We start from the raw sequence: 11699 nt of genomic DNA on the forward strand, positions 1-11699 counted from the left end.
GTGATGCACCGTGGTCGTTGGAGTCAGACTAACGGATGGGCTCAATGGCACCATAGTTGATCGACCTTCTTCGCCAGCCATACAAAACTATACCCGTTCTGAAACAATTTTCATCCTCTGTGGTGCAACGTTTTTTGCTGCATGGATGGCTAACGGGTAGCTTTATTTGAAGATCGTTAAGCTACTTAACGGTTATTTTCTTGTTCAACTAACGGTGCAGTTTAGTACAAGAAGGGGTTATAACCTTCCTTGTTGAACAGTTGGATTTCGTATATGTGCAACTGGAAGATATGTAGTCAAACTTTAAAGCGAAAGGGAAGACAATACTATGGTAGATATTAAATCAATGAAAGAACGAAAGAAATTAAGGTTAGAAATTTTGGAAGAACTGTATAATCTTCATTTTTTTTCTCCTACACAAAATAATTGTTTGATTGTCAAAACGAATGAGTTATACGGGGAAAGAAATAGCGAAAAACACTTAGCTTATCATTATCTTTTGACATCTGGTCTAATTCATATAGAAATTTCAGGTGATAGTTCAGCTGTAAGTATTACATCTAAAGGTATTGATTATGTAGAATCTATTTATGAACAAAAATAACATTACAAAATAGATTTTAGACGCTAAAATGTGTTTATTTGACTAACGGGTGCTTTAGTTGAAGAAGATTTTTGCTACTCTAGGTGTACTATTATAAAATAGAAGGAATATAAAAGCTGTGATGGGGTGTGTACATTGGCTGAGATAATACCTTTCAAGACAAAGCAGCAGATTGAAACTTTGAAGGCGAAAAAGACTATCCGTGAATGGGAAAATTAATTAGAGTGGGAAGATGCTAACTGGCATAATGTAATAAATAAAGATGAAGACAAGGTCGATTTATCGAAGGAAGAGATTGACTGGCTAAATGACTGGTTGCAGAAGAACGATGAGTAGTTCAAGATACGAAGAGAAATTCTGAAGGATTTATTTAAACGCAACACAAATACAACACAAGATATTTAAAAATGCTGTAACATCAACGTATTTTGGCAGATATACACGTCTGCCTGGGACGTTGCTAAATGCGGTCTAAACCTCATGATATCAAGCCTTCTAGCGAAGTTTTAGAGCGGTCTATGAGCAGTCAAATTGCGAATTACAGACGCATACTAGCTACTTTCGTTAGGAGGTTTTTTGTGTTGAAAAACCGAGAAAGGGTTTAGGTAGACGGCTACCATTATCTCAGTAGAGCTTCTTGATATGAAGTGTAGTTTTGAAAATATGAAGGATTTTCACCTTTCACGGCGAATATTTTCGAGAAGGGGGATGCTTATGATAATCTATGATTTGGGGAATATTACCGACTGGTTAACTTCAATCGGAACAATTGGCGCGGTTATCGTTGCTTTGTATTTGGCGAGAAGAGACGATAAGCCACGCGCTAAGGTTAAATCGACAATGAGTTATGGGGTCAGCCATAACGGAGGTATTTCTAGATATCCATTATTCATAAACTTGGAGATTGTTAATATCGGTAAAATTCCAATTCACTTATCGGAATGCACAATACAAATGAGTAAATTTAATAATAAGAGAATGGCATTTCCAGATGGTAGTCAGAATGTAAAAATATTATTGAACCCCGGAGAATTTTATGAGCACAAGTTAGCTTATGAACCAATTTACAATTACCTCAAAAGTGAAGGTATCAAGAAGTTGAAAACTTACATGTTTTTTAAAAGTTCTCTTGGTAAGGTCTATAAAACAAAAATTATTTTACGTTCATAGCGCTTTTTTAGAATCGCTTTTTCTATTCCTGAAAATTAAAGGGGCAAGTGGTGATGTGAAGTACCGATTCATTTAAAAAAGAATTTCACCTTGCTTGGCGAATAGTGTCATAGGGGGGATGGAATTGTCAGGGTGGGTAACAGTACTTGTTGGAACATTTGCACCGACTATTGCGTTGGTTGGCTATCTAATGACTGTTTCAACTAATAAAAAACAAAGAATTATGGCATCTATTAGTGCTCAACGAACAGATTGGCTCAACGAGCTAAGGCATGCATTTGTAAAATACAATGCTGCGTGTCTAAGTTACGATTTGATAAGGTTTACTACATCCTTAGGACAAAACGAAGGAGTTAGCGTATGGGACGAATATCAAGCGGTCTTATCCTCTCAAAATCATATAACTTTGTTGCTGAACCCAAAAGAGCAATTTGTTAAAGAATTAATATTTGAGATCAATAAACAAACTGATTTGTTACTCGGGAGAAAAAAGTATGATAAAAGCCAGATTGATCTTACGAAAAAAAGAATAAACGATTTACAACAAATAATTTTGAAAGCCGAGTGGGAAAGAATACGGACTGAAACAAAAAAGGGAAGACAAGTTAAGACTTCAGAAATGGATTTAATCCTTAAGAATACTTCCTTAAGAATTAATAATGAAATATACAAAGAAGTTATTCTGAATGTAGAACAATAGTAATTTAGTTGACGCTATATTAGCGTCTTTTTCTATGCCTGAAAATCAAAGGAGGCTGATGGTGATGTGGAATGCCGAATTGGGAAGAGATCCAGAGAGAATGGGAAGCAACAGAGATAACCTTCAAAGACGCTAGCTGAAAAGCACGGTGTCAAAGAAGGGACATTGAAAAGTCGTCCTAGTCGTGAAGGATGGTTGAGGGATGCAAATATCGCAACTGCAAAAAGCAGAAGGGTTGCAACCAGTGTCAAGGACCATTCCATAGCCAGTAAGAATAAATCATCATCTAATGGCAAGAAAAAGAAGCAAGCAACCGGAGTGGCAACCCGAACCCGAAGAACCAATTTACGAAACGGAACAGGGCAGTAGTCACACATGGATTTTTTTCGAAGTTCGTTCCTGCCGAAACATTAGAAATTATGGACAGCTTGATCGAGCGTGATCCAGCTGATTTAATATAGGTCCAGATACAAATCCAGTATCCGGCAATCATTCGTGCACAGCAAATCATGTTTTTTGAAGATCGCGGCGACATGATAAAAGAGATCGAGAAAACCGAAACACAAAGCTATCATTATGTAGAGTCTGAAAAGCAGAAGTGGGAAATTCGATCCGTTTGGGACAAGCATACAATCTTCATGAATGCGCAAAACCGGAAGATGTCCGAGTTACACAATCAAAATTTCACTCACAAAATTGTAAGTTGAGTTTACAATTAATGCTTCGAAACTAAAACAACGTAAAATCATTTTACACAAATTTTACTCATCGGCAAGCAAGAATGCTGTTAAATCAATGTTTGTACGGGATAATAGAAGTCCTCCTGGGACGTATTTAATAATTTTCGATAAAAAGCGCTGCAACCGTTGTGACTTCAACGTTTGCGGCGCTTTTTATCGTTGTAGCGATCGCTTGGATGAAAACTTAGTGATCGGCAGATTAAAATGATTGAGTATCCTTCAGACTGTAACGTAAAGAGATTATCTTTCACATTACAAAAAGTAAGGAGATATAGAAAATGACTATGGAGAATCTGAAAAAGTTACAAGAAATCAGACTGGCACTTACTGCGAAATATTTTGAACGGGAGAACGAGGTTGAAGGGATTCTTGTCGCGCTGCTTTCGAGACAGCATATGCTCATGATTGGACCTGCGGGAACCGCAAAATCTGCATTATCTGTCGAGCTGGCGAAAATCGTACACGGAACAGAATACTTCCAATGGTTATTAACTAGGTTCAGCACACCTGAAGAAGTTTTTGGTCCGTTGTCGTTGAAAGATCTTGAAATAGGCATCTACAAGCGGAATACAGTTTCTAAAATGCCGGAAGCACATCTTGTTTTCTTGGATGAGATATTTAAAGCCAATTCTGCAATCTTGAACAGCTTGCTGACACTTATAAACGAAAGGATATTTTATAATAGCGGAACGCCGGAAAAGGCACCGTTACTTTCAGTTATTGGGGCTTCTAATGAATATCCTGAAGAAGGGGAAGGGCTGGAAGCTCTATTTGACAGGTTCTTACTACGATTTGAGTTGGATTATATTGCTGATCAAACGAATTTTATTTCGATGATGAAGGGAACTGGTGGGAATCAGGTTATGCCATCCATGACGATGGATGAATTGATTCAACTTCAGTTGTTGACGGATAGTGTTTCAATACCGGATGAAGTGTATGAAACACTCTCGGAAATACGTAATGAACTGCGTAACGAAGGGATACGCCCTTCTGACAGGCGATTTAAACAGTCACTTTCCGTACTTCAAGCGAAGGCGGTGATAAGCCAGAGACAAGTTGTGAATGTATCCGACATCGTCATCCTTGAAAATGTACTTTGGGAAACGGTGGACCAAAAAGATGTAGTGTCTTCCATTATCCGCAATCATTCACAAGATGTCGTTACGCAGGCCCTTCAATCCATACAAGAAGAGGCATACGAAGTGTTTTACACCGTCCTTCAGGATTCTACAACCGAGTATGGAATGGAAGCGACTCACAAGATGAAGGCCTTAGTGGAAGATTTGAAAAAACTCAAAAGTGATTATCATAGTCGGAAAGATGATATCGATGCATTACTTACTAAATTGACTTCGATGGAACATGAAATCTTGAATAACATTTTAGAACCTTGGTATTTTGAAGCTCGAAAGGAACAGAAGGAATCCGCTAGCACCTTCTTTAAAATGTGAATAGGAGTGTTCTACTTGAAGAGTCGTAATAGACGCACTGAAATTCGGTCGGTCCTGAACACGGACGCGTTCGATAAAAGACGTTTCAGAGAGATTTTCGATATGTCTTCAGGTCTTCAAAAGGTAAGAGCTGAAGGTGTACTGCCGATGTTCGATTCATTGCTGGCAGACATTTGGGCTTCGTTGTATAAGATGAAACCTGAGATTATTGAAGAGGGCCTAGACAGTGTTTTTAAGGTTAATAAATCACTCATGGAAAGAATCATGGCGGACGAAAACTTTGCTGCCTATCGAACCACCACCCGATTAGATGATTTGTCGTCAGCGATCGGCACGGTGAAATTCGGAGAGAAGATGAACCAATGGCTGATTGACCAAAAAAAGCAAGACGAAGAATTGGAAGAGCAGATGCAGGAAATTCTTGCGGTGCAAAGGCAACTCCAAAGGCAGGAGTGGCAAGAGGAGACGGGATATGGCAGTCGTGTAATCGAAGAGAAACTTACAGAGTTAATGGATAGATTTGATGAGAAATTGAAACAGATGCTCGAAAGTAATAGTAATAGCTTTTCACAAGCATTGGTTCAAGCGTTGCACGAAACAAAGCAGGTGAAGGAGGGTTTGAAATCATTGTTCAGCGGCACTCGAGCGGGCAGCGGGGATGCAGAACTGAAAAAAGTTCCTCTTCGAGACCAACTATCGCTAGCAGAGAAGATAGCTTCTGATAAAAAAATGAAAGAAATAGCAGACTGGGCTGGTCGATTCAAACAGGCAGCCCGTAAAAAACAAAAGGCCGATTATAACGAGGCGATGGAAAGAAGTGGAGTCACAATAGGTGGCAATATTGAACGGTTGTTGCCGATGGAGCTGGGATTTTACATGCATCCAATAACGAGGAACGACTTTCTTCGTCGGTTTGCAGAAGGTCAGACGATGCTATATGAACAGGAGGGAAAAGAGGTCCTTGGGAAAGGTCCAATCATACTTTGCTTGGATCAGTCGGGTAGTATGCAGCACCTTGATTCTCAAGCCAAAGGGTTTACGTTAGCCCTCATATCAATTGCCAGAAAGCAGAGAAGGGATTTTTGTTTGATTTTATTTTCAACGCGCTTGCAAGTATTTACATATGAAAAGGGGAAAATAAAGGTTTCAGATATGGTGAGTCTGGCACAAACTTTTTTGAGCGGCGGGACAGATTTTTCCTTGCCTCTTGGTAAATCGCTCAATGTTATTAACGATAGCCGTTTTAAAAAAGCTGATGTAGTGTTTGTGACGGATGGTGAAGACAGAATAAAAGGTTCATTCCTTGAAGAGTTCAATCAGAAGAAAAAAGAGAAAGCCTTTAATGTCCTATCCATAATTTTAGGTAGCAGTACAAACACTGCGGAACAGTTTTCCGATAAAGTTGTCATGGTGAAAGATTTTGAAGATGAGGGAAGTTATGCTCATTTGAAATTTAAAGGAGGCGCCTAAAAGAGACAGGGCGTGAACAAATCAAAACCGAATATCAAATTAAATTATTAATATAATATGAATTGTATGGTTGACAATTTATTTATATATGTTTATACTAATTTTCAATCAGTTGAAGTTATAAAAATGATTCTAACAACTACATACATCTCTTATTAAGAGTGGCGGAGGGAATAGGCCCGAAGAAGCCCGGCAACCAACAGATGAATTCATCTGAAAAGGTGCTACATCCTACAGGTGTTTTTAAGCCTGGAAGATAAGAGGAGGAATTTTTGCAGCCCTCTTCTTATGAAGAGGGTTTTTCATATTCATCAAAAGGAAACTAGGTTTTCGTAAATCTAAATCCGACTATACCAATATGAAAAATATCAATTAAGTTATTATGAATTTCAATATAAAAAACGAATTTAGGAGGAAATGGACATGAGGAAATGGATTGCAGGAGTGTTACTGGTAATCGGGGCATTGTTAATGATGACTGCTTGTTCAACAGGTGAAGGGAAGGAAAAGGGAGAGTTGAAGAAAGTAGTACTGGATTATGCATACTACTCACCAACTAGCCTTGCGCTGAAAGAATTTGGTTGGGCTGAAGAAGCGTTCAAGGAACAAGGGATTGAAGTGGAATGGATACTCAGCCATGGAAGCAATAAAGCGCTTGAATTTTTAAATTCGAAGAGCGTTGATTTCGGCTCGACGGCTGGCGCTGCTGCATTAATTGCTAAATCCAACGGTTCACCAATTGAATCGGTCTATATTTACTCAAAGCCTGAATGGACTGCGCTTGTTACAACTGGTGATTCAGACAACACATCAGTCGAACAATTGAAGGGCAAAAAAGTAGCTGCGACGCTAGGAACGGATCCATATATATTCCTTCTTCGTTCGTTGCAGGAAGTTGGGTTGTCATCGAAGGATTTGGAAATTGTGAATTTGCAGCACTCTGATGGAGCAAATGCTCTTCTAACAGGTCAAGTAGAGGCATGGGCAGGGCTAGATCCACATATGGCGAAAGTTGAAATTGACTCTGGCGCAAACTTGTTCTTGCGCGATCATGAAAAAAACACGTACGGAACATTGAATGTCCGATCTGATTTTGCCGAACAACATCCCGAAGCCGTGGAGACAGTGATTGAGGTATACGAAAAAGCGCGTAAGTGGGTCATAGAAAATCCCGAGGAGGCAGCCGACATCCTTGCGAAAGAAGCCGAAATGCAATTGGAAGTAGCGCAAAAGAGTTTAGAGCGCAATGATTTTTCTGATCCGATTCCAGGCTTGATGCAAATCAAAGCACTAACAGCAGCCGGGGAAGTATTGCAATCAGAAAATGTCATTAAAGGCAATGTTGATATTAGCAAAATAGTAAATGAAATGATTGTTGATCGCTATTCAAAAGCAGTGATCGAATGACTAAGGGGGAATAGACATGACGGTCAATATTGACGAGAAAGAATTGTTTGTAACGAAAGGAAAAAAGTCGGTCAAAATTAACATAGAGAGAAAGGTGAGGGGTCTTGCGCTCGGCTTGGTTATTCCTTTCCTTCTTCTGGTCGTTTGGGAAGCGGCTGTCCGTTTCAATTGGCTCGATGCCTATGTCTTTCCCGCTCCGACGACCATCTTGCAGAAGATTATCGAGTTAGCCCAAGAAGGTACACTTTGGGGACATGTCGGAATTACATTCTTTCGTGTCATGATCGGTTTTCTGGCAGGAACAATTGCCGCAGTTGTACTGGGATCCATCGTTGGTTATTTTAAATGGTTTGAACAGTTGATGGACCCATTAATCCAAGCGTTTCGATCGATTCCCTCTCTAGCCTGGGTTCCATTGTTCATCCTGTGGATGGGCATTGGTGAGTCCTCCAAGGTGATGTTAATCGCTGTCGGTGTGTTCTTTCCAATCTATTTGAATATCGTTTCAGGCATTCAAGGCGTCGATCGTAAATTAATAGAAGTCGGCAAGATTTATCATTTCACTCCGTTGCAAATTGTTCGTCGTATCATCTTGCCCGCTTCACTTCCATCATTTCTTGTCGGCTTACGCAGTGGTGTCGGACTAGGTTGGATGTTCATCGTAGCTGCTGAGCTAATGGGTGCCAGTCAAGGGCTTGGGTATTTACTTGTCGTTGGTCAGAATACGTACTCGCCGGAGCTCATTATTGCCAGCATTATTTTATTTGCACTGCTAGGGAAAGCGACTGATTCTCTGTTGAAAGCACTGGAAGCACGTGCATTGAAGTGGCAAGACAATCTTCAAAACCAATTATGAAGGAGGGGTTTCAATGTTGAAAGTGAAAGAGGCGACTAGGACATTCAATAACGGGCTTGCAGGATTTAATAACATATCATTTTCCATTGAGGAAGGGGAAACTGTTGGAATCCTGGGAACGAGTGGTTGTGGAAAGAGTACATTGCTGCGCGTTTTATCGGGACTTGATCAGAATTATGATGGGGCAATTGAAATTAGAGGTGCAGGGGACCAGCCAATCGGGATGATCTTTCAAGAGCCAAGATTGATGCCTTGGCTTACTGTAAAAGAGAATATTTTATTCGGAGCGAAAGATGAGAAGGAGAAACAAGCAACCATCCAGGAGTATTTGAATCTTGTCGGTTTGTCTGACTTCGACGCTCATTATCCGAAAGACTTGTCCGGAGGGATGGCACAGCGAACCGCAATTGCCCGCGCACTTATTGGAGAGCCCGATGTTTTGCTTCTTGATGAACCTTTTAGTGCATTGGATGCCTTCACGAAAATGCAATTGCAAGATTTATTGTTGAAAATCCAACAGAACCGTCTAACAACGATGGTAGTCGTTACACATGACATAGATGAAGCTCTTTACTTATGCGACCGGATTTTTATTCTCGGTGGCCAGCCCGGGACATTGCAAGCGGAATTATCGATTGATGTACCGAAACCGAGAGATAGAGGTGATTCGTTTTTAGCGGGGAAAAAAGCAGAAATCCTAGAGCTTTTACATATCGAGAAGGAGGTTATCTAATATGGCGAATGAGGAAGTGATTTATCCACAGGAAGGAAATTACAATATTACAGCTGAGCTTCCTTCAAGAAAAGACTTCAGATGGGAAAGTATCGAATCAAATTTTAGTTGGTCTGCTACCGGAAAAGTGAATATGGCGTATGAATGTGTGGATCGCCATGTAGTGGAAGGATACGGAGAGAAAGTCGCCCTGCATTATTTTGGAGAAAATGAAGAGTACACAGTAACGTATCGCGAATTGAAAGAGAAAACCGACCTATGGGCTGCTGTCTTGAAAAAGAAAGGGGTGAAAAAAGGAGATTTCGTCTTTATCTTTTTACCTAAACATCCAGATTGTCATATCGCGATGCTCGCTGCCATTAAACTTGGCGCTGTTGTTGGACCGCTATTTGAAGCGTTTATGGAAGATGCAGTGAAGGAGCGGATTGCCGATTGTGAGGGCGCTTATTTAATCGCTTCGCCGGAGTTGATCAAACGCGTGCCGCGTGCAGAATTGCCATCACTGAAAACGGTGTGGGTAACGGCAGAGCCCGAACAATGCCAGAATGATGAAATTTCGTTGTTTGAAGAGGCGCGAGTTGTCGAGGTTGAAGGAAATCTCATCGAGTGGGTGGATTTGGATCATGCGCTTAATATTCATTACACGAGTGGGTCGACAGGTCGGCCGAAAGGAATTATCCATGCTCATCGAGCAATGCTCCAACAATACATTACAGGCCGATGGGTGTTGGATTTGAAAGAAGAGGATGTCTATTGGTGCACGGCACATCCTGGCTGGGTGACGGGGACGGTGTATGGTGTTTTCGCTCCCTTGCTAAACCGAACAACTATTGTAATCCACGGCGGAAGATTCAATGCCGATGAATGGTATTCTGTGTTGGAAAAATCCGGTGTCACTGTTTGGTATAGTGCGCCGACAGCTTTCAGAATGCTGATGGCGGAAGGAGATGAAAAGACATCAACCTATGATTTATCGAAGATCCGGCATGTATTAAGCGTCGGTGAGCCGTTAAATCCCGAAGTGATTCGTTGGGGGATTAAAACGTTGTCAAACAGAATACATGATACATGGTGGATGACAGAAACAGGAGCCCAGCTTATTGTTAATCTACCCTCTGATAAAATAATTCCAGGGTCGATGGGTAGGCCGTTTCCGGGAATTGAAGCGGCAATTCTAGGAGATGAAGGTGAAAAGCTTGCGCCTGGAAAAGTTGGACACCTAGCTTTGAAGGCAAATTGGCCTGCATTAATGCGGGAAGTGTGGAAAGACCCAGCTAAGTATTCGACATACTTTCCGTTTGAAGGATGGTATATATCTGGTGATTTGGCGACAATCGATGACAATGGCTATATCTTTTTCCAAGGCCGAAGTGACGATATGATCAATTCCTCTGGAGAGAGAATCGGTCCGTTTGAAGTGGAGAGTAAATTGATTGAACATCCAGCTGTTGCAGAGGTGGGTGTCATTGGGAAACCGGACGCGGTTAGAGGAGAAATTGTGAAAGCGTTTGTCGTCTTACGGGAAGGCTTTGAAGCAAGTGATGAGCTGCTACAAGAATTACGTCTTTTTGTTCGAAGCGGGCTTGCCGCTCATGCTGCGCCGAGAGAAATTGAATTTCTTGATGAATTGCCGAAGACACCGATAAGTGGAAAAATCCTTCGACGTGAATTGAAAGCAAGGGAACTTCAAGAAGTAAACGTCTAATCAATTTAATAGTAGAGCTCTACAAATAAAAAACTAGAAAAAGATAAATGAGGAGGAAATATAGTCATGAGTAACGAGGAATTGTACAGAAAATCATATTTTAATCGTCTTGGGGAATTAAGTGATCTAGTTCCGGAAGCATTCAAGGCTTTTGCGCAGTTTGACAAACTTGCCCTATCTGAGGGTAAATTAACAAAGAGATTAAAAGAACTAATCGCCATTGCCGTAGCCCATACAACGGGATGTCCGTATTGTATTGAAGTTCATGTGAAAGCAGCGAAAGCAGAAGATGTTACGAAGGAAGAAATGTCGGAAGCGATTCTAGTCGCGACTGCATTAAAAGCAGGATCGGCTCTTGCTCATGGTGTGAATGCATTAAATGCATACGATCAAACTGGCGACGATGAATTATACAAAGCATCCTATTTTACTAGATTAAAGGAACTCTCAACACTGAATGGGGATGTATTTAAGTCGTTTGTTGATTTTGATACGAAATCAATGAAAGAAAGCATCCTAAGTGTAAAAGAGAAGGAATTGATTGCCGTAGCTGTAGCCCACACTACAGGATGTCCGTACTGTATTGACATCCATACGAAGGGTGCAAAGGATGCGAACGCTTCTAAGGAAGAAATAGCAGAATCAATTATGGTAGCAACTACATTAAAAGCAGGTTCAGCGTTGGCTCACAGTGTGAATGCGTTAAATGCATTTGATTCATAACACAGGGTATTCCCTTATAAGTTTAAAAGCGATGCAAACGTTGAAATAGTAACGTTTGCATCGCTTTTTCTTTATTAAATAATACATTTATAAATGATTGAATACCTGTCATGATATAATTTCCAAAGAAGATTATT

10 protein-coding genes and 1 riboswitch are annotated in these 11699 nt (G+C 40.6%); all 10 genes read left to right on the forward strand.

Translation table 11 applies throughout. The features are described from left to right. Nucleotides 1–328: 328 nt before the first annotated feature. The 10 genes from M3191_RS09310 to M3191_RS09355 all read left to right on the forward strand — a co-directional run bounded on the left by M3191_RS09310 (nt 329) and on the right by M3191_RS09355 (nt 11562). The gene (locus M3191_RS09310) at nt 329–604 is read left to right on the forward strand and encodes a hypothetical protein (RefSeq protein WP_251700129.1); all 276 of its coding nucleotides are present in this window, start codon (nt 329–331) and stop codon (nt 602–604) included. 714 nt (nt 605–1318) lie between these two features. Next, nucleotides 1319–1774, forward strand: a complete 456-nt coding sequence (locus M3191_RS09315) for a hypothetical protein (RefSeq protein WP_251700130.1) — start codon at nt 1319–1321, stop codon at nt 1772–1774. 124 nt (nt 1775–1898) lie between these two features. Next, nucleotides 1899–2474 (forward strand): hypothetical protein, encoded by a 576-nt coding sequence (locus M3191_RS09320; protein ID WP_251700131.1) that lies wholly within the window; start codon nt 1899–1901, stop codon nt 2472–2474. Between the two features lie 1018 nt (nt 2475–3492). Next, nucleotides 3493–4668: an AAA family ATPase gene (locus M3191_RS09325; RefSeq protein WP_251700132.1), complete on the forward strand. Its 1176-nt coding sequence runs from the start codon at nt 3493–3495 to the stop codon at nt 4666–4668. Nucleotides 4669–4683: 15 nt separating this feature from the next. Continuing rightward, nucleotides 4684–6138 carry a VWA domain-containing protein gene (locus tag M3191_RS09330; RefSeq protein WP_251700133.1) on the forward strand — a complete coding sequence of 485 codons (1455 nt, stop codon included), beginning with the start codon at nt 4684–4686 and terminating at the stop codon, nt 6136–6138. Nucleotides 6139–6287: 149 nt separating this feature from the next. Beyond that, nucleotides 6288–6401: riboswitch (SAM riboswitch) on the forward strand. Nucleotides 6402–6561: 160 nt separating this feature from the next. Beyond that, nucleotides 6562–7545 carry an aliphatic sulfonate ABC transporter substrate-binding protein gene (locus M3191_RS09335; RefSeq protein ID WP_251700134.1) on the forward strand — a complete coding sequence of 328 codons (984 nt, stop codon included), beginning with the start codon at nt 6562–6564 and terminating at the stop codon, nt 7543–7545. Between the two features lie 16 nt (nt 7546–7561). Then, the gene (locus tag M3191_RS09340; RefSeq protein WP_251700135.1) at nt 7562–8401 is read left to right on the forward strand and encodes an ABC transporter permease; all 840 of its coding nucleotides are present in this window, start codon (nt 7562–7564) and stop codon (nt 8399–8401) included. Between the two features lie 13 nt (nt 8402–8414). Then, nucleotides 8415–9134 (forward strand): ABC transporter ATP-binding protein, encoded by a 720-nt coding sequence (locus M3191_RS09345; RefSeq protein ID WP_251700136.1) that lies wholly within the window; start codon nt 8415–8417, stop codon nt 9132–9134. A 1-nt stretch (nt 9135) separates the two neighbouring features. Next, nucleotides 9136–10839, forward strand: coding sequence for an acetate--CoA ligase (gene acsA, locus M3191_RS09350; RefSeq protein ID WP_251700137.1), 1704 nt, complete (start codon nt 9136–9138; stop codon nt 10837–10839). 66 nt (nt 10840–10905) lie between these two features. Continuing rightward, complete coding sequence (locus M3191_RS09355; protein WP_251700138.1) at nt 10906–11562, forward strand: carboxymuconolactone decarboxylase family protein; 657 nt, start codon at nt 10906–10908, stop codon at nt 11560–11562. Nucleotides 11563–11699: the final 137 nt, after the last annotated feature.

The sequence above is a fragment of the Sporosarcina luteola genome, assembly GCF_023715535.1.
In the GTDB taxonomy this organism is placed as follows: domain Bacteria; phylum Bacillota; class Bacilli; order Bacillales_A; family Planococcaceae; genus Sporosarcina; species Sporosarcina luteola_B.